The organism is Shewanella sp. UCD-KL12, assembly GCF_001957125.1.
Lineage (GTDB): Bacteria > Pseudomonadota > Gammaproteobacteria > Enterobacterales > Shewanellaceae > Shewanella.
Genome location: NZ_MPHJ01000007.1, coordinates 153,932 through 178,388, shown reverse-complemented (window position 1 = coordinate 178,388; position 24,457 = coordinate 153,932). Strand labels below are relative to the sequence as shown.

General features: G+C 44.4%; 22 protein-coding genes. 18 read left to right on the top strand and 4 right to left on the bottom strand.

The window, feature by feature from the left end; translation table 11 throughout:
* The first annotated feature begins 6 nt into the window (after positions 1-6).
* The 3 genes from ctaD (at position 7) to BM736_RS14280 (ending at position 3,150) form a co-directional block, all read left to right on the top strand.
* Positions 7-1,611 carry a cytochrome c oxidase subunit I gene (ctaD, locus tag BM736_RS14290; protein ID WP_076413355.1) on the top strand — a complete coding sequence of 535 codons (1,605 nt, stop codon included), beginning with the start codon at positions 7-9 and terminating at the stop codon, positions 1,609-1,611.
* A gap of 2 nt (positions 1,612-1,613) precedes the next feature.
* On the top strand, positions 1,614-2,171 hold the full coding sequence (locus BM736_RS14285; protein WP_076413353.1) for a cytochrome c oxidase assembly protein: 558 nt from the start codon (positions 1,614-1,616) through the stop codon (positions 2,169-2,171).
* Between the two features lie 103 nt (positions 2,172-2,274).
* Positions 2,275-3,150 (top strand): cytochrome c oxidase subunit 3, encoded by an 876-nt coding sequence (locus BM736_RS14280; protein WP_076413351.1) that lies wholly within the window; start codon positions 2,275-2,277, stop codon positions 3,148-3,150.
* A gap of 18 nt (positions 3,151-3,168) precedes the next feature.
* On the opposite strand, the gene BM736_RS14275 is transcribed toward BM736_RS14280, so the two are convergent.
* Positions 3,169-3,387 carry a DUF2909 family protein gene (locus tag BM736_RS14275; protein WP_076413349.1) on the bottom strand — a complete coding sequence of 73 codons (219 nt, stop codon included), beginning with the start codon at positions 3,385-3,387 and terminating at the stop codon, positions 3,169-3,171.
* 1 nt (position 3,388) lies between these two features.
* Between BM736_RS14275 and BM736_RS14270 the strand changes: the two genes are divergently transcribed.
* The 12 genes from BM736_RS14270 (at position 3,389) to BM736_RS14215 (ending at position 16,885) form a co-directional block, all read left to right on the top strand.
* Positions 3,389-4,114: an SURF1 family protein gene (locus BM736_RS14270; protein ID WP_076413347.1), complete on the top strand. Its 726-nt coding sequence runs from the start codon at positions 3,389-3,391 to the stop codon at positions 4,112-4,114.
* Between the two features lie 225 nt (positions 4,115-4,339).
* Positions 4,340-4,885 carry a hypothetical protein gene (locus BM736_RS14265; protein ID WP_076413345.1) on the top strand — a complete coding sequence of 182 codons (546 nt, stop codon included), beginning with the start codon at positions 4,340-4,342 and terminating at the stop codon, positions 4,883-4,885.
* Positions 4,885-5,868: a heme A synthase gene (locus BM736_RS14260; protein ID WP_076413343.1), complete on the top strand. Its 984-nt coding sequence runs from the start codon at positions 4,885-4,887 to the stop codon at positions 5,866-5,868. Before BM736_RS14265 ends, BM736_RS14260 begins: the two co-directional genes overlap by 1 nt.
* 65 nt (positions 5,869-5,933) lie before the next feature.
* Positions 5,934-6,848: a heme o synthase gene (gene cyoE, locus BM736_RS14255; protein WP_076413341.1), complete on the top strand. Its 915-nt coding sequence runs from the start codon at positions 5,934-5,936 to the stop codon at positions 6,846-6,848.
* A 37-nt stretch (positions 6,849-6,885) separates the two neighbouring features.
* A complete protein-coding gene (locus BM736_RS14250; protein WP_076413339.1) occupies positions 6,886-7,557 on the top strand; it encodes an SCO family protein in 672 nt (223 codons plus the stop codon).
* A gap of 340 nt (positions 7,558-7,897) precedes the next feature.
* Positions 7,898-8,212, top strand: a complete 315-nt coding sequence (locus tag BM736_RS14245; protein WP_076413337.1) for a lipid asymmetry maintenance protein MlaB — start codon at positions 7,898-7,900, stop codon at positions 8,210-8,212.
* A complete protein-coding gene (locus BM736_RS14240; RefSeq protein WP_076413335.1) occupies positions 8,209-8,571 on the top strand; it encodes a response regulator in 363 nt (120 codons plus the stop codon). The genes BM736_RS14245 and BM736_RS14240 overlap by 4 nt, the downstream gene beginning before the upstream one ends.
* A gap of 40 nt (positions 8,572-8,611) precedes the next feature.
* Positions 8,612-10,714, top strand: a complete 2,103-nt coding sequence (locus BM736_RS14235) for a chemotaxis protein CheA (protein WP_076413333.1) — start codon at positions 8,612-8,614, stop codon at positions 10,712-10,714.
* Between the two features lie 63 nt (positions 10,715-10,777).
* Positions 10,778-11,350, top strand: coding sequence for a chemotaxis protein CheW (locus BM736_RS14230; RefSeq protein ID WP_076413530.1), 573 nt, complete (start codon positions 10,778-10,780; stop codon positions 11,348-11,350).
* A gap of 206 nt (positions 11,351-11,556) precedes the next feature.
* Complete coding sequence (locus tag BM736_RS14225) at positions 11,557-14,745, top strand: methyl-accepting chemotaxis protein (RefSeq protein WP_083700204.1); 3,189 nt, start codon at positions 11,557-11,559, stop codon at positions 14,743-14,745.
* Between the two features lie 192 nt (positions 14,746-14,937).
* The gene (locus BM736_RS14220) at positions 14,938-15,774 is read left to right on the top strand and encodes a protein-glutamate O-methyltransferase CheR (protein ID WP_076413528.1); all 837 of its coding nucleotides are present in this window, start codon (positions 14,938-14,940) and stop codon (positions 15,772-15,774) included.
* A 64-nt stretch (positions 15,775-15,838) separates the two neighbouring features.
* Entirely contained in the window at positions 15,839-16,885 is a 1,047-nt protein-coding gene (locus BM736_RS14215) for a chemotaxis response regulator protein-glutamate methylesterase (protein ID WP_076413329.1), read from the top strand.
* 46 nt (positions 16,886-16,931) lie between these two features.
* Here BM736_RS14215 and BM736_RS14210 read toward each other — a convergent pair whose 3' ends face one another.
* Positions 16,932-17,993: a polysaccharide deacetylase family protein gene (locus BM736_RS14210; protein ID WP_076413327.1), complete on the bottom strand. Its 1,062-nt coding sequence runs from the start codon at positions 17,991-17,993 to the stop codon at positions 16,932-16,934.
* Between the two features lie 21 nt (positions 17,994-18,014).
* Here BM736_RS14210 and BM736_RS14205 point away from each other — a divergent pair, with 21 nt between their 5' ends.
* Positions 18,015-19,352, top strand: a complete 1,338-nt coding sequence (locus BM736_RS14205; protein WP_076413325.1) for an MATE family efflux transporter — start codon at positions 18,015-18,017, stop codon at positions 19,350-19,352.
* A 98-nt stretch (positions 19,353-19,450) separates the two neighbouring features.
* Here the strand turns inward: BM736_RS14205 and nfuA are convergent, their stop codons facing one another.
* Positions 19,451-20,029, bottom strand: coding sequence for a Fe-S biogenesis protein NfuA (gene nfuA / locus BM736_RS14200; RefSeq protein WP_076413323.1), 579 nt, complete (start codon positions 20,027-20,029; stop codon positions 19,451-19,453).
* A gap of 241 nt (positions 20,030-20,270) precedes the next feature.
* Here nfuA and BM736_RS14195 point away from each other — a divergent pair, with 241 nt between their 5' ends.
* The gene (locus BM736_RS14195) at positions 20,271-22,817 is read left to right on the top strand and encodes a M14 family zinc carboxypeptidase (RefSeq protein WP_076413321.1); all 2,547 of its coding nucleotides are present in this window, start codon (positions 20,271-20,273) and stop codon (positions 22,815-22,817) included.
* A 48-nt stretch (positions 22,818-22,865) separates the two neighbouring features.
* On the opposite strand, the gene BM736_RS14190 is transcribed toward BM736_RS14195, so the two are convergent.
* Positions 22,866-23,642, bottom strand: a complete 777-nt coding sequence (locus tag BM736_RS14190; protein ID WP_076413319.1) for a ComF family protein — start codon at positions 23,640-23,642, stop codon at positions 22,866-22,868.
* Positions 23,643-23,666: 24 nt separating this feature from the next.
* Here BM736_RS14190 and bioH point away from each other — a divergent pair, with 24 nt between their 5' ends.
* Positions 23,667-24,452, top strand: a complete 786-nt coding sequence (gene bioH, locus BM736_RS14185) for a pimeloyl-ACP methyl ester esterase BioH (RefSeq protein WP_076413317.1) — start codon at positions 23,667-23,669, stop codon at positions 24,450-24,452.
* Positions 24,453-24,457 lie beyond the last annotated feature (5 nt).

Sequence of the window (24,457 nt, the reverse complement as noted above, 5' to 3'; positions counted from 1 at the left end):
ATAAAAATGAGCACAATTACTCAAGATTCACCTGTCGCTCACGACGATCACCATGATGACCATCATCATGGTGCTCCGAAAGGCATTATGCGTTGGATATTAACTACCAACCACAAAGATATTGGAACCCTGTACTTATGGTTTAGCTTCATCATGTTCCTGACTGGTGGCGCAATGGCTATGGTTATTCGCGCTGAGCTATTTCAGCCGGGCCTACAGTTAGTCGAACCTAACTTTTTTAACCAAATGACCACAGTACATGGTCTTGTTATGGTGTTCGGCGCCGTTATGCCCGCCTTTACAGGTCTGGCAAACTGGTTGATCCCTATGATGATTGGTGCGCCAGATATGGCACTGCCTCGAATGAATAACTGGAGCTTTTGGATCCTACCTTTTGCTTTTGTGATTTTACTGAGTTCACTGTTCATGGAAGGTGGCGGACCTAACTTTGGTTGGACTTTCTACGCGCCGCTATCGACGACATATAGCCCGGACAGCACAGCTTTATTCGTTTTTTCCGTGCACATTATGGGCATAAGTTCGATTATGGGCGCGATTAACGTCGTGGTGACCATTGTCAATATGCGTGCCCCCGGCATGACGTGGATGAAGTTGCCGTTATTTGTCTGGACCTGGTTAATTACCGCCTTCCTATTGATAGCGGTGATGCCGGTGCTTGCTGGCACGGTGACTATGGTGCTAACGGATAAATACTTCGGTACCGCGTTTTTTGATGCGGCAGGTGGTGGCGACCCTGTGATGTTCCAGCATATATTCTGGTTCTTCGGTCACCCTGAGGTTTACATCATGATCTTACCCTCTTTCGGCATTATCTCTGCAATCGTACCAGCATTCAGTCGTAAGCCTTTGTTTGGCTATGCTTCTATGGTTTACGCCACCGCGAGTATCGCTGTACTGTCGTTTTTGGTGTGGGCACATCACATGTTTACCACGGGGATGCCGGTGTTTGCCGAACTCTTCTTTATGTATTGCACCATGTTGATTGCGGTGCCGACTGGGGTGAAGGTGTTTAACTGGGTTGCGACGATGTGGCGTGGCTCAATCAGCTTTGAAACGCCAATGCTATTTGCCGTCGCGTTTATCATACTCTTCACCATCGGGGGCTTTTCAGGCCTAATGTTGGCGATTACTCCAGCCGATTTCCAGTATCACGATACATACTTTGTGGTAGCCCACTTCCACTATGTACTGGTGACTGGCGCAATATTCTCCATTATGGCGGCTGCTTATTATTGGCTGCCAAAATGGACCGGGAATATGTATAGCGAAACGCTGGGCCGTTGGCATTTTTGGTGTTCTGTTATCTCAGTAAATGTATTGTTTTTCCCTATGCATTTCCTTGGTTTAGCAGGTATGCCTCGCCGTATTCCTGATTATGCGATTCAGTTTGCTGACGTAAACCAAATTGTATCTATCGGCGGCTTTGCCTTTGGACTATCACAATTTATCTTTTTAGCGGTGGTACTCAAGTGTATTCGTGGGGGTGAAAAAGCCCCAGCTAAACCTTGGGAAGGTTCAGAAGGACTCGAATGGACCATTCCAAGTCCAGCACCTTACCACTCGTTTACAACACCACCAGAGGTGAAATAAAGATGAAACAGGTCCAGGGAAAATCTAATCGTAAACTTATAGGCATGCTCATTCTTGGCGCTGTCGGTATGTTTGGCTTTGGATTTGCTCTGGTACCTTTATATGATGTGCTTTGCGACACTTTAGGTATTAATGGCAAGACTCAAAGTACTGCCAGTGTTTATAAGCCCATCACGGTAGATACAAGTAGAACGGTAACCGTTGAGTTTATGTCCCAAATACAAAGCGATATGCCTTGGGAATTTAAACCGGAAATGAATACCATGCAGGTGCACCCAGGCGAGTTAATACGAACTCACTTTGTTGCTAAGAATTTGTCGGCAGAACATATTGTCGGCCAAGCAATACCGTCGGTCTCTCCAGGGTTAGGCGCCGCCTACTTTAATAAAACTGAGTGCTTTTGTTTTAATCAGCAAGTGCTCAAACCTACTGCCAGTGCAGATCTACCACTCATCTTTTATGTGGACCCTGAATTACCGGATTCCATTTCAACCTTGACCCTCTCTTACACCCTCTACAACATCACAGACAAAGGCTATGTCGACAATGTTGCAGAGTAAGGAGCCGCAAGATGAACACGTTATATCACCCTTTTAAAGTGCTAGCACCGCGTGCCGGGCCGATTATTGCCGCTGTCGATAATGAAGAGCAAGGAGCCACAAGATGACAATTAAGCACGAACCTTATTACGTACCCGCCCAAAGCGCTTGGCCGATTATTGGTGCCATAGGTCTATTCCTCATCGCCTTTGGTGCTGGTAGCTATGTCTCTGAATTGAACACAGAAGGCGGCATCGGCGGTTATATTCTGTTAGCGGGTATCGCCATTATCATTTTTATGATTTTTGGCTGGTTTAGAACAGTGATTGCAGAATCAATGGCTGGACTGTACTCCAAGCAGATGGATCGTTCATTTAGACAAGGTATGAGCTGGTTTATCTTTTCAGAAGTGATGTTCTTTGCGGCCTTTTTTGGCGCGCTATTTTACGCCCGTATGATCGCCATACCTTGGCTAGGTGGTGCATCAAATAATGCCATGACTCATGAGGTACTTTGGCCAACATTTGAAGCCGTTTGGCCATTAGTCACCACACCAGATGGCACTACAACCGAAGCGATGGGTTGGACCGGATTACCACTCTATAACACGCTAATTCTACTTACCTCTTCAGTTACATTGCATTTTGCACATGTCGGCTTAGAGAAAGATAAGCGCAAAGCATTGACCCTATGGCTGGGGCTTACAATTCTGTTAGGCATTGGATTCCTGTTCCTGCAGGTAGAGGAATATGTACACGCCTATACTGAAATGGGGCTAACGCTTGAGTCAGGGATTTACGGCAATACCTTCTTCTTACTCACAGGTTTTCACGGTATGCACGTTACCTTAGGAACCGTGTTTCTTATCGTATTGTTCATGCGAGTGCTTAAGGGGCATTTCACCCCTAAACAGCATTTTGCCTTTCAAGCAGGTAGTTGGTATTGGCACTTCGTTGATGTGGTATGGCTATGTCTGTTTATCTTCGTCTACGTACTATAGATAAAACAAAATAATGCATTAATAGGGCCTGGGGTTAGGCGTGATAATCCCAGCCCCTAAAGCGAGTAGCAACAACATAACCACCAATACCGAAAAGAGTACTCGGCGACCTAAAAACTGGCTCATCGGGACTTTATTTTCACCCTTAACCATCACAAACAAGGCTCGCGCTAAGTTAACAAGTATGAATAGTAGTAGCAGTACTAAAACCAGTTTAAAAACAAATAGTGCGTTCATTATGATTCCTCGAGTCCGTGGGGCGGCCGCATGGTTTTTTATTGTGCTTTCTACTGTGATAGTGTTTTCAATTTTGGTCAAGCTAGGTTTTTGGCAGCTCGAACGTGGCGAGCAAAAGCAACAATGGCAAGCAGCTCTTAGTGAACGTCAAGCAAGTGCGGAATTCGATTATTCACAATTACTAGCACTGCCTAAAACTGAAAACCCCACTGGTTTTAGACTAACCACTCAAGCTACACCTGCTATGCAGCACATTTTTTTACTTGATAACCAAGTACTCGATAGACAAGTTGGATATTTAGCTTATCAGGTTTTTGAAATCAGCCCGACTCAACCTTGGCTGCTCGTAGAGCTTGGGTTTGTTGCTGGAGAGTATGACCGCGCAGTGCTGCCAAGTATCGAACCCGTTAATCAGCCTCTGGAGCTTAAAGGTCGGGTATATCAAAAAGAGAGCAACCCAATGAGCTCTCAATTAATGGCTGAATCGGGGTGGCCTAAACGCATTCAAAACCTCAACCTTGAGCAACTGTCACTGTTAATAGATCACCCACTCGCCAGTAGCGTATTGCAGCCAAGTAATCTACCTAACGACACCCTGCCACACCCTTGGCAACCCATCCCCTTGTCAGCCCAGAAGCATCAAGGCTATGCGGTTCAATGGTTTAGCATGGCAGGCGTGTTTGGATTCATTATGCTTTATTTGCTTTTTCGCAAACTAAAACAATAAGATAAGTAATTTAACTTTATACCAACATCGCTATTGCTAACCCAGAATAGACCATGTAGGTTAGAAAATATGCGTCCTAGCCGTTCCGGGGTGCACTGATATTAAGTTGTTCACGATTACCAATCGTTTTGCATAGCTGTAATGGTAATGCAGGCTGACACAAGCTCAATGAGGTGGTGCAGCCACAAAGGTAACGTGATACCCAAATAATACAGAGGAGATAGAATGAACTCCCCCAAAAAGAACGGCAAAAAAACGCTGCTATTACTACTACTGGCCTTTGCTGTACCAGTTATCGCAGCCAAGCTGATTTTGAGCTTTGGGCTGTATAATGGCGGCGCAACCAACAAGGGTGAACTACTTGATGTAGGAATAAGCTACCCAAGCCTAGATATGACCAACCCTCAACCTAAAGAGTGGCAACTGTTATATCAGCTCCCGGCAGTTTGCGATAATAGTTGCCTAGATAGACTGTATATTTTGCAACAAAGTCATATCGCATTAGGCCGAAATCAGGACCGGGTCCATACTATTATCATGCTTGATCAAAACAGTGATATTTCAGCACTGGCCTCATTCGACTTTGTCACTGCAACCCCTACAGCTGCACTCAGTCAGCTACTTAAAGACCAAAAGTTTGTCATCGTTGATCCATTAGGCAGCATGGTCATGAGCTACCCAATCACCACAAGTCATCAAGCACAAATCATGCAGGGAAAGTCGATAGTGGCCGACCTTAGAAAGATGCTTAAACTGTCGAGGATTGGTTAATGGATATCAAACCTCTTCTTAAAGTGACGTTAGTTTTCACCCTTTGTGTGATATTGATGGGGGCCTACACACGCCTTTCTGATGCGGGGCTTGGTTGCCCAGATTGGCCGGGGTGCTATGGCATGCTAAAAGTCCCGAGTGCAAGCCACGAGCTCACAGCAGCTAAAGATGCCTTTCCAGAACACACGGTAGAAGCAGAAAAAGCCTGGCTTGAGATGATCCATCGTTATATTGCCGGCACCTTAGGGTTAATGGTGCTAGTCATCTTAATCATGTGCTTACGCAAAGCTGATGCGCCAAAAAAACTACCTATGTTTATAGCAGCATTAATCGTATTCCAAGCCGCGCTAGGCATGTGGACCGTCACGATGAAACTGATGCCAATCGTAGTTATGTCACACCTCATCGGTGGCTTTGCATTGATATCGCTATTGCTACTGCTCTACCTAAGAACTAAGCCGTTACGAATTCCCGGTGGTGATAGCTACGCGCGACAACTTGCGCCACTGGCACTGGCTTGTTTAGGAATATTAGTGCTACAGATTATACTCGGTGGCTGGACCTCCTCGAATTATGCAGCACTTGCTTGTACCTCTCTGCCTATCTGCGAAGGGGATTGGACCAATAATCTTAATTTAGTTCAAGCCTTTAACCCATTTCAGGGGGATCATGAGACCTATGAGTTTGGCGTTCTCGATTATCCCTCTCGCATGACCATACATGTTACCCACAGACTCGGTGCTATCGTGACAGCGGTTATGCTGATTTGGTTAGCTTATAAGCTCTTTACTCAATCTCAGTCTAGCTGCTTAAAGAGATCAGCAGTTGTGTTGAGCTTGCTGCTGGTACTACAGATATCGCTGGGGATCAGTAATGTCGTACTACATCTACCACTAGGTATTGCGGTATCACACAATGCTGGTGCGGCAATGCTGTTGCTCACTATGGTATTCATTAATTACGCCCTGTGGCGAAAAGCTTAAGACTAATCAAACAGATAATATAAAAACTATAATTTAAAGGCTTTAAGCCTAAGCGAGGGAACAGCATGGCAAAATCACTTTCCATTCCAGCCTCCAGTACCAAGGAGCAAAATAAGCCACTACAGTGGCGTGCATATTATGAGATGACTAAGCCCAAAGTAGTCGCACTCATGCTGTTAACAGTTCTGGTTGGTATGTGTTTAGCCGTGCCGGGAAGCGTGCCCTTGCAACCCTTGATTGTGGGGCTAATTGGTATTGGTATGATGGCGGGGGCAGCTGCTGCATTCAATCACCTCATCGATCGTAGAATCGATGGCCTGATGGCTCGCACCTATAACCGCCCCTTACCGAAAGGCCGAGTCTCTATTATCAAAGCCCTAATTTTTTCAGTAAGTTTGGCCACATTAGGTTTCGTACTTCTCTATACGCTAGTCAATGAACTCACAGCCTGGCTCACCTTTGCCAGTTTATTAGGCTATGCAGTGGTTTACACGGCTTACCTAAAACGTGCAACGCCACAAAATATAGTCGTCGGTGGGCTTGCGGGAGCTATGCCTCCATTACTTGGCTGGACATCAATAACTGGTGAGTTTCATGGTCATGCCCTGCTGCTTGTTATTATCATTTTCACCTGGACACCACCTCACTTCTGGGCATTAGCGATTCATAGGAAAGCAGAATATGCCAAAGTTGATATTCCTATGCTGCCAGTAACGCATGGTACTGAATTCACTAAAACCTGTATCTTGCTCTATACCGTTTTACTCGCCATCGCTTGCTTGCTTCCTGTTATTGTCGGTATGTGTGGCCCTATCTACCTTATTGGCTCAACACTGCTTAGCTGTGGATTTATCTATAAATCGTGGGAGCTTAAATACCAAGATAAACCAGGACTGGCAATGCAGGTCTTTCGATTCTCAATTTACCATTTGATGTTGTTATTTATCATATTACTTGTTGATCACTACCTTTGGGTTTAGCCCTAGATAGATAATTCATCATACATAGGAATTTAAGATGACCAAGCCTATAACACTTGTGGTAACTATCTTAATGGGGCTAGTCATCTTAGGTTTAGGTGGCTTCACTGCCATTCAACTTAAGCAGGCTAAGCAAGACACCATAATAAGCAAGCAGGATCATACGCTATCACTGTCCACCAGCTTTATCTTTCCAAAAGCAAAGCCACTTGCCCCATTTTCACTAACGGATCAACATGGGAACCAGTTCACCAACGCTCAATTAGCCAACAAGTGGAGTCTGTTTTTTATCGGCTATACATCTTGCCCCGATGTGTGTCCGACCACTATGGGCAAGCTAACATCAGCCTACCCTGAACTGCAAAATCACTCAGAAGTGCAAGTTATCTTTCTCTCTGTTGACCCTCAAAGAGATACTCAAGATAAGCTTCTGAGCTATATGAATTTTTTTAACCCTCAATTTACTGCAGTTACAGGTGATCATGCACAGCTCTTTCCTCTCACTAGAGATCTTGGTTTTGTCTATGCCATGATTGGTGACGGTGAGGACTATCAAGTCGATCATAGTGCTGCAATGGCGCTGATATCCCCTTCAGGCCAGAAGGTAGCAATTATAAAGCCTAAATCATCATCACCCGGTAAGCTTCCACAAATCACAAACAACAACCTCATCGCTGACGTCAATAAAATTATTAGCTATTACCAGTAGTTAAACGCCCTCGTAAATGACTTAATTTATGAGGGCTGTTATAAACACTTACATCAATTACGCTAGCAAAACAAACAATCTGTAACATAGAAATCAATAAGCCTCTCCTCATCTATCACCCTCTCAGCAACAAACTAAATTTCCCATTAAAAACAGATGCATGCACTGGGATTTGACAAAAAGGAAGATTCTAACTAAATAGCTAGCCTTGTTTATACTGGCTGGATACTAGTCCTATTAATTAATCAAAAAAAAGTAACAGGAAAAGAGGAAATACTGCTATTTGCCGACTATCTTTTGATCTTGCAGGGATGAGGAAAGCTATCCAAAGGAAAATTAAATGTCGGAACAAACAATTAAATTGGATTCGGAACTAACCATTCGAAATATTCAACCTATATTCACGCAACTTTCAGAACTACTCACTCATGATGAGCAGTTACATATTGATGCGAGCCAACTCACTCGAGTCGACACCGCCGGGGCACAGCTCCTTTATCTATTTTCCCAAACATGCAAAGCCCGTTCTCTCAACGTTGACTGGCTAGACTGCCAGCCAGAACTTAGAACTGATTTAGAAAACCTGGGGATCACAATTTCTGAACTCGCAACCCCAGAGTTACAAGCCGATCTCAATGAGGAGGTAATCCTATGAAAAAAATACTTGCGGTCGATGACTCTGCTTCTATGCGCCAAATGGTCGGATTCACTTTGAAAACGGCGGGCTTCGATGTAACAGAAGCCTCCAACGGTGACGAGGCACTAAAGGTTGCTCAAAAGGGCGAGTATGACTTGGTTATCTCAGATGTGAACATGCCAATCATGGACGGATTAACCCTTATTCGTAACTTGCGCACCCTACCAAGCTACAAATTCACCCCTTTGCTAATGCTAACAACAGAGTCTGGCACAGAAAAAAAACAGGAGGGCCGCTCCGCGGGAGCTACAGGCTGGATAGTAAAGCCATTCAATCCAGACCAATTACTAGCAACCGTACGTAAGGTGCTTGGTTAAGACAATCTAAATCATCAGATGGATCTAACGGATATTTAATATGGAAATCGATCTCAGCCAATTTAGTCAGGTGTTCTTTGAGGAGAGTCTAGAGGGTTTAGACGCTATGGAATCTGAACTCCTGAACCTAGACGTCAAAACTCCCGACGATGAAGCAATCAACACCATTTTCCGTGCTGCTCATTCCATCAAGGGAGGCAGTGCAACGTTTGGTTTCACTCAAGTAGCAAACTACACCCACCTACTCGAAACACTACTCGATGAGATCCGTGACGGCCGCCGGCAGATGACCAGTGCTCATCAAGATATGTTGCTGCTCTCAGTCGATCTACTTCGCAATATGTTCGATGCCTTAATGCGAAAAGTAGACTTTGACGATCCGCAATTAGCTCATCTTGAAAAGCAATTTAATGCCGCGCTTGAAGCGGGCAATCAAGATTCAGAGCAGAGTGAAGCTGATGTAGCAGCCGAGACACCAGAAGAGGCTACGCCAAGTCAGCTATGTTGGACAATCGATTTTCAAGCAGGGTCAGATATTCTTCGTTGCGGTAATGATCCTTATCTAATGTTTAATGAGCTCAGACAAATAGGCGAGCTTGATGTCAAATTATGTGAGAATGAGTCGCCAGATTTTGAGGATATGGACCCCGAGGCTTGCTATCTCAATTGGCAACTCACATTAGTCACTGATCAAGCGTTACCCCGTCTTAAAGAGGTATTTGAATGGGTTGAAGATGAGTGCACCATCAATTACTCATCTGAAGAGGTTAGCCCTCAGCCTGTGAGTAGTGATGACAATGAGAGCTCAGCACCAAGCTCACTTGATGAAACTGAAAACCAAACAGCTCAAGCCACAACTGCAGACAATGATGCATTAGCCGCAGTTAGCACAAACTCAAATAACGAGCTCGCAAAACCTAAAGCCGTCCCGCAAACAAAATCGCCAGAAAGTAGCTCGATTCGCGTCAGCATAGACAAGATAGATCTACTGATAAACATGGTTGGTGAGTTGGTCATCACCCAAGCTATGTTAGGTCAGATAGGCCAGCAAGAGGAGATAAATGAAGAGTCCCTTATCTCACTAAAGCAAGGCTTAGAGCAACTCGCCACACACACCCGAGATCTTCAAGAAAGTGTTATGCAGATCCGTATGCTACCTATCAGCTTTGCCTTTAACCGTTTTCCAAGACTGGTCAGAGATATTGGTCAACAGCTCGATAAGAAAGTTAACCTTGTCCTAAAAGGAGAAGATACAGAGCTAGACAAAACAGTCATGGAAAAGATTGTTGACCCTATGGTGCACTTGGTGCGCAACTCGTTAGATCATGGCCTTGAAACTCCAGATATTCGTCTAGCTAAGGGGAAATCTGAAGAGGGCACTATCACACTTAACGCCTTCCATCAGGGGGGGAGTATCATCATAGAGATCATTGATGATGGTGCTGGATTAGATACAGATCGCATTCTCACTAAAGCAAAAGAGAAAGGACTGGTTACTGAAAATGAAGAACTCAGTGATGAAGCCATTCACCAGCTTATTTTCAAGCCAGGATTTTCAACTGCAGATGCCGTCTCAGACCTTTCCGGTCGCGGCGTAGGTATGGATGTGGTTAGACGAAATATCAATGAGCTAAACGGCACCATAGAGCTTAAATCTACCCAAGATAAAGGCAGTCGCTTCACTATTAGACTCCCGCTCACCTTAGCTATTTTAGATGGTCAACTCGTTAGAGTCGGTAATCATACTTATGTGGTGCCTTTGGTTTCAATCCACGAATCTCTGCAAGTCGAACCCGAGAGAATCAATCGTCTCAGCGATGGTCATGAGCTGATCAGGCTAAGAGATGAGTACCTGCCAGTGATTAAGGTCTTTAATGAATTTGGCCATAAAGCTGATGCCAGTGAGATCAAAGATGGCCTAGTGATGGTGGTCGATTCTAATAACGAGAAAGTAGGCCTGTTAGTCGATGAGCTTCTTTCTCAGCAGCAAGTGGTGATCAAGAGCCTTGAAGATAACTACAACAAGGTTCCCGGTGTGTCTGGCGCAACTATATTAGGAGATGGCACCGTTGCACTAATCATAGACATTACCGGTCTAGTGAGCCTTGCAGGCATCACCAATATGAAAGAACACGCCGCTTAATTAAACATAAATGCAGTAGATATCCGTGAGCACAACAGATTATGGAAGATGGAGCCTGACGAGATGACAGAGCAAATTCAAAATACACAGCCCCAGCATGAACAGGGAATTAAACAAGTAAATGATGAGGACGGACAGCAATATCTCACCTTCATCATGGCCAACGAAGAGTATGGCGTCGATATACTTTCAGTGCAGGAGATACGTGGTTGGGAGTCGACCACAGTGATCCCTAACTCGCCAAGCCATGTCAAAGGCGTAATAAATCTAAGAGGCACCATAGTTCCTATCATAGATCTACGCCAACGCTTCGGTATTGAAACCTTAGATTACGGTGCTACCACAGTAGTCATAGTCGTTAAAGTCGCTTTCGAAAACGAGCATAAAGTCATCGGCATAGTAGTTGATGCCGTCTCAGATGTATTTAGCGTCAATCATGATGACGTACGTGATGCACCAGACTTTGGCAAAGAAACAGACCTCACCTTTATTAAAGGCTTGACCAATGTGGGCGAGAAGATGGTCATCTTGCTCGATATCAACAAGTTACTCGGCAGTGAAGTGTTACCTGAAGCCGAACAACTTTCAAACTTAATCAATACGCTTGATGCTCCGCAGCAAGCCGTTAATGCATAAACGGGTAAAACGAGGACACACGAATGGAAGCACAACACTCCAACTCATCTAATGTAAACAGCTTACCAGTTGCCGGATTGGTGGTTAGCGTAATTGCATTGGGGTTAACATTTTCAGGACAATCGGGAAGCTGGATAGCAGCGACCCAAATTCTCGCTATCGTACTCTTCGCTGCAGGCGTTGTGAAATTCAATCAAATCAACAAACTGTTTAACCAAGCCCTTAGCGAAATCAGCAATGCCTTGGTTAAGAATGAAGCCCCTAGCTTCTCAAACCTATCTTTACCAGGCTGGGAGTTACTCACGAGCCGATTAGATGAGCTTTATCAAAAGCGTCAACAGGATGAAACCTCTCTAAAAGCATTAGATATCTGTAATGCCAATGTCATGATGGCTGATGCTGAGCACAATATCACTTACCTTAACGACTCAGTTAACGAGATGCTGACCAATAATGAGCAAGCATTGAAAACTGCTCTAGTCAGCTTCGACGTGAAGAAACTAGTTGGGCAGAACATTGATATATTCCATAAAAATCCATCACATCAGCGACGCATGCTGGAAGGGTTGACGAGTACATATGAGACGACTATAGAAGTTGCAGGACTTAACTTTAGCCTAATTGCTAACCCTATTTTTAACGAAGGTGTACGCACCGGCACTGTTGTTGAGTGGGAAGATATTACCGAGAAGCTTTCTAAGGCACAGGATGACAAACAACAAGCCGCAGAGACAGGTCGTATCAAGCAAGCACTTGATGTCTGTAAGGCTAATGTGATGATGGCGGATGCTGATTACAACATCATCTATTTCAATGAGTCACTCAATGAAATGCTCACAGAGAATGAACGCACCTTGCAGCAAAATCTGAGTAAATTCGATATGAGCACGCTAATGGGCAGCAATATCGATATCTTCCATAAAAATCCTGCACATCAAAGAGGCATGTTAGATAAGCTTACTAGCACCTATGCAACCAGCATTGAAGTATCAGGGTTAACCTTCGATCTTATCGCGACCCCTGTATTTGAAAATGGTCAGCGCACAGGTACTGTGGTCGAGTGGCAAGACGTTACAGCTAAGCTTGCTCGTGAGAAAGAGGAGCAGCTGCAAGCCGCCGAAACGGGCCGTATCAAGCAGGCTTTAGATGTGTGTAAGGCTAATGTGATGATGGCTGACGCTGATTACAACATCATTTATCTCAATGAGTCACTCGATGAGATGCTTAGCGAGAATGAGAAAACGCTGCAACAAAGTTTATCAAAATTTGATATGAAGACCTTAATGGGTAGCAATATCGATATATTCCATAAAAACCCAGCGCATCAAAGGGGCATGTTAGATAAACTCACTAGCACCTATGAAACTAACATTGAGGTCTCAGGGTTAACCTTTGACCTTATCGCAACACCTGTATTTGATAACGGCCAGCGCACAGGTACTGTGGTCGAATGGCAAGATGTCACCGCTAAACTTGCTCGTGAGAAAGAGGAGAAGCAGCAAGCCGCTGACACAGGTCGCATCAAGCAAGCTTTAGATGTGTGTATGGCTAATGTGATGATGGCTGACGCTGATTACAACATCATCTACCTCAATGACTCGCTCAATACCATGCTAAGCGAGAACGAGAAGACATTGCAGCAGAGCCTCAGTCGCTTCGATGTGAAGAGTCTGATTGGCACTAATATCGATATTTTCCATAAAAAACCGTCTCATCAACGTAATATGCTCGACCAATTAACCACCACTTATGAAACCAGTATTGAAGTATCAGGCTTGACCTTCAATCTCATTGCCACCCCAGTATTTGATAGTGGTGAGCGCACAGGTACTGTAGTTGAATGGCAAGATGTCACTGCAAAACTGGCCAAAGAGCGCGAAGAGCTCCGCCTCTCCTCTGAGAACTCCCGCATCAAGCAGGCACTGGATAATGTCTCAGCCAATACCATGGTGGCAGATAACGATCTCAATATTATCTACATGAATAGCGCGGTTAATGACATGTTCAGAACCGCCCAATCTGACATAGTGAAAGATCTACCAAACTTCGATGCTAATAATCTTATCGGGGTGAATATTGATGACTTCCATAAAAATCCGGCCCACCAGCGTGGACTGCTTAAATCTCTGTCATCGACATACTCTAGTCAGTTATCCGTCGGTGGTCGCACCTTTAAGGTTGTAGCCAACCCAATTAATGATGATAACGGCGAGCGTATAGGTACAGTTGTTGAGTGGACAGATCGCACAGCTGAGGTCGCTATCGAACATGAGATTGATACCATCATCTCTGCTGCAGCGGCTGGTGATTTGAGTAATCGTATTGAAGTACAAAATAAAGAGGGCTTCTTCCTCAACCTATCTAACGGCCTTAACCGCTTAGTGGGCATTGCTGATAACGTAATCTCAGATGTGGTCAACATGTTCGATGGCTTAGCTAAGGGCGACCTTACTCGTCAAATTAATGGTGAATATGAGGGACAATTTGGCAAACTACAAACAGATGCCAATGCAACCGTTACTAAGCTAACCGACGTACTCGGCGGCATTAATGAATCAGCCAACACTGTGACCTCTGGAGCTGAAGAGATTGCTCAAGGTAATGCTGATCTCAGTCAACGCACCGAAGAGCAAGCAGCATCGCTAGAAGAGACGGCATCTAGCATGGAAGAGATGACAGCCACTGTGACTCAAAGCGCTCAAAATGCCACACTCGCCAACGAGCTTGCTCAAGAAGCGAATACCAAGGCTGAACATGGTGGCAAGGTGGTTGAACAAGCAGTTACCGCCATGGAAGCGATCAATGACTCCAGTAAGCGAATTTCTGACATCATAGGTGTGATTGATGAAATTGCTTTCCAAACAAACCTGTTAGCACTCAATGCCGCAGTAGAAGCAGCAAGAGCAGGCGAACAAGGTCGAGGCTTTGCGGTCGTAGCGGGTGAAGTACGTAATCTTGCTCAGCGAAGTGCGGGCGCAGCGAAGGAGATTAAGGAGCTGATTCGCGACAGTGTTGGCAAGGTAACCGACGGTACCGAGCTGGTAAATCAGTCAGGTTCAACCTTAGAAGATATCGTACAAGCCGTTACTAAAGTGGCCGATATGATTAGTCAGATTAGCGTAGCCTCCGATCAACAGTCCTCAGGTATTCAAGAGGTTAATAAGGCCATCTCACAGATGGATGAGATGACTCAACAAAATGCAGCTCTGGTAGAGGAGGTCTCAGCCGCAGGTGAGGCGATGGCAGATCAAGCGAGAAATATGAAGACCCAGTTAGGTTTCTTCCAAGCTAATGAGCAACAGAGCTCAGGCATGGAATCTGCACCTCTTGCATTAGTTTCCGGCGACAGTCATGGCAACCTAAGCATCAGCAAAGAGGAGTGGAATGAGTTTTAACAGCGAGCCGATAATCAGCATCTGATTTTTGAATAATGAAACAAGACCGTGAGGGGCCAATATATTGAAAATAATCAATACTTGGCCCATGTACCAACTCACAGATGAGGATTATACCGTCATACTTTGTGTGGAATATCAATCAAGCTTAAGGAGTAGAGATTGGAGATCATAGATGAAAAGGAGTTTTCTATGACACAAGCAGACTTTGATTTTATTCAAAGTCTTGCTTATGAGGAGACCGGAATTGTTCTTCCCGCAAGAAAAAAACATATGGTCTATTCCAGGTTAAGCAGACGTCTGCGACAACTGGGTTTAAAAAGTTTTTCTCAATATTGCCAAAGAGTTAAGAGTGAACCTAGCGAGTTAATGAATTTTGTTAATGCATTAACCACTAATCTAACTGCTTTTTTTAGAGAAGAGCATCACTTTGATTACCTTGAGAAGCAAGTTACACCTCTTTGGAGAAGAAGACGAGATAAGCGCTTACGTGTATGGTCCTCTGCTTGTTCAACTGGCGAAGAGCCTTACAGTATTGCTATGACTTTAGCTGACCACTTTGCGGGGGCCGAGTGGGACTTAAAAATATTAGCGACAGATCTTGATACTAATGTTCTCAATAAAGCATCAAAGGGCTGCTACTCAGAGGAGAGTATTACCGGCCTACCACAGCGTTACAGGGACAAATATATCAAAACGACTGAATCAGGTATTCAGATGAAGCAGAGCATCCAAAAGATGATCCACTTCAAACAGTTAAATTTGCTACAACACTGGCCAATGACTGGACAATTCGATCTTATCTTTTGCCGTAATGTCTTAATCTATTTTGATAATGAAACCAAAGCAAAAATTATCGCCAGATTCCGACAATTACTAGCCCCTGATGGCCTACTATTTATTGGCCACAGTGAAACTCTGACCAATATATCCGATGAGTTCGAGCTTATAGGACAAACTATGTATCAACCTCTACGGGGTAATCACAATAAGTTACACACAGAGAGGAACAAGGCAGCCCTCTGTTAACCAGTTAATACGCTTAAGCTTTTAAAAATATGATTAAGCTAGATAGACAAACAAGGACGAAACTATGATTAGCGTATTAGTGATCGATGATTCACCTTTGGTAAGGCAACTGCTTAGCCACCTATTAAATGACGCCGACGATATAAAAGTCGTCGCCACAGCCGAAGATCCCTATGAAGCACGAGATTTAATCAAGAAACTTAATCCAGATGTTTTAACCTTAGATATCGAAATGCCAAAAATGGACGGTATCGCATTTTTAAGAAACATCATGAAACTCAGGCCTATGCCAGTCGTTATGGTATCCACACTGACTGAAAAAGGCGCAGCTGTAACTTTGGAGGCTCTCTCGATTGGTGCTGTCGATTTTATATCTAAACCAAAATCAGATCTAACCAATCAACTTATGGGTTATAAACAAGAGCTTATTGATAAGGTTAGGCTGGCATACAAGAGCAAGGTTCGACCAAGATCAACAGCAGCACCGATAGCAGCTAAACCCCCTTTAACCGGTGAGATGTTCAGTAACAGGTTGATCGCTATCGGTGCCTCTACCGGAGGCACAGAAGCCATCCAAAGTGTGCTCACCCAACTACCTGCTAATACGCCTCCAATTGTGATCGCGCAACATATTCCAGCGGCCTTTAGCGCCTCTTTCGCGAAACGATTAAATAGCAATTGTGCGATGGAAGTCATCGAGGCTCAGGGAGGTGAGCGACTTAAAGCTGGTACAGCCTATCTAGCCCCAGGAAGTGCGCATATGATTATCGAGCGCAAAGGAAGTAATCTCTTTACCAAGCTGTTAGATACCGAACCTGTCAATCGGCATAAGCCCTCTGTCGATGTACTTTTCAATAGTGTGGTCGAATGCGCCGCTAAATCAACCATAGGTGTGATTCTCACTGGCATGGGTAAAGATGGTGCTAAAGGCTTACTCAATATGAAGAACAAAGGTTCGTATACCTTAGCGCAAGATGAGGCAAGCTCAGTTGTTTGGGGAATGCCAGGTGCTGCTGTTGAGCTTAATGCCCACCATGAACAGATGCACTTAGATAAGATCCCCCAAAAGCTGCTCTTTCTGTTAAAAACAGAGAATAGTAAAGCCAGCTAACTTCTTATTGCTTAGAACCTAGAACCTAGAACCTCAATTCTAGGTTCTATTCTTTTATCCAACTGCCATCATTTTTAGGTCGTACCCACGCCTGCGAAAACCAGTAGTAGCCAGACTGCGTCTTACTAGGCGCAGTACAGTTATAACGAGAACGCCCCGCAGGCAGATCTAATTCTGCTCTCACAGAAAACTCATTCTCACTCAACCAAAGGGGCTTCTTTGCCCCCTGCCCTTGAATAAAACACATCATCTGATGCGGGTAGATATCACTCATATCCAATGTAACTTTAAGCTCTGGGCGCCAGTTACCATCTTTTAATTCAGGGTTCTTTGGCGTCATTGATAACACAGGCATATTTAAACTATGCATCTTCACTTTTAAGCTAGAAAGCTCGGCATAAACACCCGCGACAGGAAAACGGGGCAAGGCTGTTAAAGGGGAGTGCAGACCAGCGGCTCCAGATTGCTGACCTAGGCCAACAAAACCATGTTGCTGCAACATCAGCTCGATATCTTGGTTGTATTCACCGTAAGGGTAAGCCAACATCTTGTGATTTTGTCCTGTGGCCTCGGCAATCGCTGCCTCGGTATTTAGGATATTAGCTTCAATTCGAGTCAACCACTGGGCTTTTGTCTCACCATCCAATCTGCGAATTAAATGTTCATGGTCCCAACTGTGGTTGGCAATTTCAGCTCCCTCTTTAGAGAGGTTGATTAACTCACTCCAGCTCATCATCTCGCTATACTTAGCTTTAATAGGCTCAACAGAAACAAATAGTGTGTAGGGAAAACCATATTCCTTTAAGATCGGGTGCGCTGTTCTTGCAATACTCTTATAGCCATCGTCAAAAGTGATCACTATCGTATTCTCTGCAATCGGGCGCTTGTCTCTTATTGCTTCAACAAGCTGAGACAGAGGTGTAACTACAAAATCATTATCGGCGATATACTGCATCTGCTCTTTAAACTGAGCTGGAGTCACACTTGTGATAGCAGGTGTATCTTCAGAAACATGGTGATACTGTAAAATCACTGCGGCTTGGGCATGTAAAGGCCAGACAATAAAAGTAAATAATATAAGCGCGATAAGCGATACATTCTTAAGCATAAATTTAACCTCTGAGATGATATGACCCCTGTCGAATTAATCCGAAACAAACAGAAAAATAGACAGTTACTTGCACTTGCTTTACCTATGATATTGTCAAATATCACCGTGCCTTTACTTGGTCTGGTAGACACTGCAGTAGTTGGGCATTTAAGCAATGCCTACTACCTAGGTGGGGTAGCGGTAGGGTCAACGCTTATCACCCTAATTCTATGGATGCTTGGGTTTCTTCGTATGGCGACCACAGGGCTTGTAGCCCAATCCTATGGCGCTGGAGATACCCAAGCACAGTATAAATTGCTATTACAAGCAGGTAGTTTAGCGGTTATTTTAGGGTTAAGCGCAGTCATTCTGCAACTGCCAATACTCAATCTCGCCCTCTCGCTTACCGATGCGAGCCATGAAGTACAGCAATATACTCGTGAATATTTTCAAATTAGGATCTGGTCAACCCCCTTTGCATTACTTAACTTAGCGCTATTAGGTTGGCTTCTGGGTAGACAACAGCCCAAAGCAGCAATGTGGCAATTAATCGTAGCCAATTTAGCCAATATCGCCTTAGATCTGCTGTTTGTACTCGGATTAGGCTGGGGTGTTAAGGGCGCTGCATTAGCCTCTGTATTTGCCGATATATCCGGATTTATCGTCGCACTGACCATGGTTTATATCCAAGTGAAAAAGGTGGGGGACTTTAACTTTCAAAAATTGCGTCAAAGCCTGAGCTTAAATAGCTATCGCAAATTATTGAGTTTAAATGCAGACATATTCATCCGAAGCTTATGCTTACAACTCTGTTTCGTATTTATGACCTTTCATGGTGCGAGTCTTGGTGATAATACTGTTGCGGCAAACGCCGTGCTGCTCAACCTACTGCTACTCATCAGCTACGCGCTAGATGGTATCGCCTATTATGCAGAAGCTGAGGTAGGTAGAGCATACGGGCAGAAGAATAAAGCCTTGATGCGGGATACGGTAATGCTAGCCTGGCTCTGGTCTGCCATATCGGCAATCTTATTCACTCTGATTTTTGCTTTCGCAGGTAACAGTATTATTGAGATGCTAACTAATATTGAAGAGGTAAGAGCCGTTGCTGGGAGCTACCTGTTTTGGATTGTTTTACTTCCGCTCCTTTCTTTCGGTTCTTACCTTTTTGATGGTGTCTATATTGGTGCAGCCAAAGGAAAAGTTATGCGTAATAGTATGATAATTTCCACCTTTGGCATATTTTTCCCAGTATGGTTTGTTTTTCAAAGCAGTGGCAATCATGCACTTTGGGCTGCGATGAGCGCTTTTATGCTGGCAAGAAGCTTGACCTTGACTCTACATTACCGATACAAGCTAAGAGATGAGGCATTTTAAGCATAAAAAAAAGCGAGTAGGCTAATAACCAACTCGCTTTTTCTTAATCTAACATCCGATCATCTAAGGTGTTTAGCCCCGGAATCTAGAAGCACCAATTACTGGTATGAATGCTCACCCGCTTGGTGCTCGGTAATATCTTTCACACCTGTTAATTCACCTGGGAACATCTCAAGTAATTGCTTTTCAATACCGTCTTTTAGCGTTACATCAACCATAGAACAACCGTTACAACCACCACCAAACTGTAGCACTGCAATGCCAGCGGCATCGATCTCTACGAGCATGATGTTACCACCGTGGCTTGCTAGCTGTGGGTTGATCTCTGATTGAATCACATACTCAATTCGTTCTGCCAGAGGCGCATCTTTTGATACTTTTCTCATTTTGGCATTTGGCGCTTTAAGCGTCAGCTGTGAACCAAGTTGATCTGTAACATAATCAATCGTTGCATCCTCTAAAAAGGGAACGCTTTTCTCATCGACCATGGCACTAAAACCATTAAATGGCAATTCAGTATCATCGGCTTCTACTGCATCTGGTGGACAGTAAGAAACACCACACTCAGCCGTAGCTGTGCCAGGGCTAATTACAAATACACGGATATGAGTTCCTTCAGGCTGGTCTGCTAACAAGGTTACAAAATGCGCCTGAGCTGCATCGGAAATGGTGATCATTAAGACTTGCTCCGTCTGGAAAACTTGACTAGTTTAGTGAGATATTGGCTTATGATACTCCTACTAGGGGTAGCTTTGTAGTCCCTTTGTAAATTGCTTTGAAATTTTTAGATTCACCATATCAATTATAGAGCCGAAAAAGATCCATTCACCCAGCCGATTTGTCTATCTAAAAACAATGGCTATAATGGGTTACAGCTGCTAATTTAACCTTATATTACAAGAATAAAGAACACTATTTATGTTGCGTATTTGCTTGCTTGTTACTGCTATTGTCAGTTCGAACCTCCTCTTTATGTCCCAGGTGGCAGCAAAAACACAAACAGTGAGCTGGATCTCAAATTCAAACCTAGACATTGAGATCACCTCCCCAGAAGCATTTTTAGGTTACCCCTTAGGTCAGTGGCACTTGAGACATGATCAAGTAAATTACTATCTCAAACACCTTGATTCACAGAGCAGCAAAGTTAGCCTTGAAATGAGTGGCCAAAGCCATGAATCAAGACAACAGCTTACAGCTATCATCACCTCACCTAGCAACCAAGCTAACCTTGCTACACTCCTGTCACAGCGACAAAAGGTTAAATCAGGAAAAGATCAAACTGGGCCACTAATCATTTGGTTGGCTTATTCAATTCATGGTGATGAGGCCAGTGGAGCCCATGCAGCCTTGGCATTAAGCTACTACCTAAGTAGCAGTAAAGAGCCTTGGGTTGAGACTCTACTTAATGAAGCTGTGGTACTGATCACGCCGAGCCAGAACCCTGATGGCCTAGATAGATTCTCTACTTGGACCAATAATTACCGCGGCCACACAGAGGTTAATGATAGTAATCACCTAGAACACAGGCAAAACTGGCCCAATGGCAGAACCAATCATTATTTTGCCGATCTCAATCGAGACTGGCTCTTCTTAAGGCACCCAGAATCCCGAGGCAGAGTGGCACTCTTTCACCGTTGGCAACCTCATTATGTGGGTGACTTTCACGAAATGGGGCGGGACCAAAGTTACTTCTTTCAGCCTGGGGTACCATCTCGAACCAACCCTGCAACCCCACAAGCCAATCAAGAGCTAACCGAAAAATTAGCTCAGTTTCACCGCCAAGCTTTAGATGAAACTAAACAGAGTTACTTCAGTCGTGAATTGTTTGATGACTTTTATTATGGCAAAGGCTCAACTTACCCTGATATCAATGGCTCTGTGGGTGTTCTTTTTGAGCAAGCAAGCACTAGAGGCCAAGTGCAGATGACCAAAAACGGGGAGATAAGGTTCAGCGATTCTATTATTAATCAGTTTAATACCTCAATCTCAAGCCTAAAAGGGAGCCTAGCGCTTAAAAAAGAGCTTATTGAATATCAGACTGACTTTTATCAGCAGAGAGACAAGAGCCTTAAGCGTGGCCGTCAAACAGGTTACCTGCTTGGTGCTTCAGGAAACTTAGGCCGTATGCAAGATCTCAGTAAACTGCTTAAGCAGCATCAGATAACGTTTTATTATCTGACTAAAGATGTACGCCAGAGCGATACGGATTTTCACGCCAACAGCAGTCTATTTATCCCGTTAAATCAACCGCAAAAAAGCCTATTGATGGCAATGTTTGATAACAGCACTGAGTTTACCGACCCCACTTTTTATGATGTATCTAGCTGGAACTTAGAGCATGCTTATAACCTGAACATGATCAGAAACAGTAAACTCGATATCGATGTGTTATCTCTTCAAGCCCCTAAAAATCCTAAGTTTACTCCAAACAAAGATGCCGTAGCCATTGTCATCGACTGGCAACAAGATATGGCTGCACCTGTATTACAGGCATTACTCCAATCTGGTATTAGGGTCAAATTTTCCGATAAATCCTTTGCAAGTATGATTCAAGATGAAACGATATATTTTCCCGCAGGAAGCTTACAGATCCCACTAAAGCAAGCAGGACACTCCCCTAGCGATGTCATGGATAGAGTCTCTGAGCTTGCCAAACAATATCCACTCAGTATGCACTCCGTCTTCACGAGCGCATCCGTTAAGGGCATCGACCTCGGCAGCCCTAGTTTTCATACTATAAAACCGATAAAACCATTACTCATTACAGGTAGAGGCACTGATGCTTCAGAAGTCGGTGAGCTATGGTACTACTTAGACCGTAAACTAAAGATACCAACCACGCTTATCGATACTGGCCACCTCGCTCGGGTCAAGCTTGCTCAATATACTCATGTAATAATGGCTGATGGCAGCTACTCCCCTCTAGATGAGAAGTTTGCGAGAAAGTTAGGGCAATTTACTAGTGATGGCGGCACCATTATTGCTCAAAAAGGGGCGTTAATTTGGCTAAATAAGAATAATGTCCTTAAGAGTGACATCAAGGGATCACGCTTTTATAAACAACTTTTCGATACCACAGGCTTAAGTTATGGGGATAAAGATAAACTCGCGGCACGACAATCAATTGGTGGTGCAATTGTTGAGCTTACACTTGATGAAACTAGCCCAGTTAACTTCGGCTTAGCTGGAAACAGGCTAGCTATATTAAAAAATAAAGCCCTTGGCTTAACCACTAGCTCAACCCCATTCACCGTGGCGGCAAAATATGCCGATGAACCTTTGCTCAGTGGTTACCTCGCGAAAGAATACCAACGCAGCTTCTCCAATAGCCCAGCAATCGCCTTGGAGCGTAGAGGTAAAGGTGCCATTGTCGCACTGACTGATAACCTGATGTTCCGTAACATATGGATAGGTTCAGAAAAGGTATACGCTAATGCACTCTACTTCGTACCTGCAATGGACTAACTGATGAACTCCGAGGTGCTAGAACCTAGCACCTCGGCGCTCTACAATCTAATCCAATAAACCTGGCGCCTCGGCTCTGGCTAAACACCAGACTTGAACATGAACATGTTTCGCTTCAAACAGAGATGCGATCTCAGTTGCTGTCGTGCCAGTTGTAACAACATCATCGATGAGTGCAATACGCTGATAAGCTAACTCCCCCTCTAGCGTAAAGGCATTACTTAGATTACTTCTGCGCTGCTTTCCCGTTAGCTCGGCTTGAGGCTTAGTATCTACACACCTCTCTAAACCTAAACTTGATACAGGAATATTAAGCTGCTTACCTATCGCAACGGCAATTAGCCAAGCTTGGTTAAAACCACGCTTTCTAAGCCGTTTGCTATGGAGGGGGACAGGCACTAACACTTGTGGTAATACTAATATCCCTGCAGATTCCAACTCCCAAACTCGCTCAATAAGCGCCCTTGAAAGCACCTCTAAACCAGCCAACTGCCCCTGATATTTGATTGCCCCAACCCATCGTCCTAAACCTTGATGGTAACTACAAGGAGCAATGACCAACAGAGGGCTTTTAGTTACACATGAGCCACAATACCTTGCTTGAACCTGCATCCCCCTACCACAACCTAAACAAACAGCTTGTTGATAAATAGTCGATGATAAACAGGCTGGGCATATACCTGAATCTGGTAACAGCATGCTTTGATGGCACATCAAACAGCGATTAGGTAAACTTGTCCCCACTAAACTGATAACACTAGTTACTGCCCCCTTGGCCCACAAGGTTAGCGTTTTTTTAAGTTGCGTTAACAGTGTTGCCTTCATCTATTGTCCATTAGAGGTTTTACCTTGAGTCAGTTACAACTAGCTATTGAGTCTATCGGGCCTTTAGGTGCTCAAGAGATTGTCATGCTTCATGGTTGGGGAATGAATAGTGCAGTTTTTACCCCGCTGCACACAGCTCTATCTGAGTATAGGGTCCACTACGTAGACCTGCCCGGATTCGGTAACAGCCCTGCAGCCGATGGCAATATTGATAGCTGGCTTGAGTTACTACTTTCTCAGCTACCCGATGGCGCAATTTGGGTCGGATGGTCACTGGGCGGGTTATTGGCAACCAAAGCTGCCCTTCAACAGCCTCTGAAGCTAAAAGGACTTGTCACTATCGCTTCATCTCCCTGCTTTATGGCTAGAGAAGCGGAGAAATGGCCAGGGATCCCACCACAGGTACTGGCTCAATTTGGCCAATCTCTAGATAAAGATTTAGCCCAAACCATAGAGCGATTTCTTGCTATTCAGGCTATGGGGAGTGTTACGGCCAAAGAGGATATTAAGCGCTTAAGAAACTTAGTGCTTGCTAAGCCACTTCCAGATTCTAATGCCTTAATACAAGGACTAAAGATGCTCGAAGAGGTGGATCTTAGAGATGAGATAGTCAACATTGAGCAGCCATGGCTGAGAATTTGGGGGCGCTTAGATGGGCTCGTCCCCCGCCGCGTCCCGCCTTTAATGCCTAAGCGAGAGCAACTCTATCAAGACACCTTGCTAGCAAAGGCTTCCCATGCGCCATTTTTCTCTCACCAAGAGGAGTTTTTAGCTGCTTTTGTGACCTGGATAGAAGAAATCACTAGTTAACCATT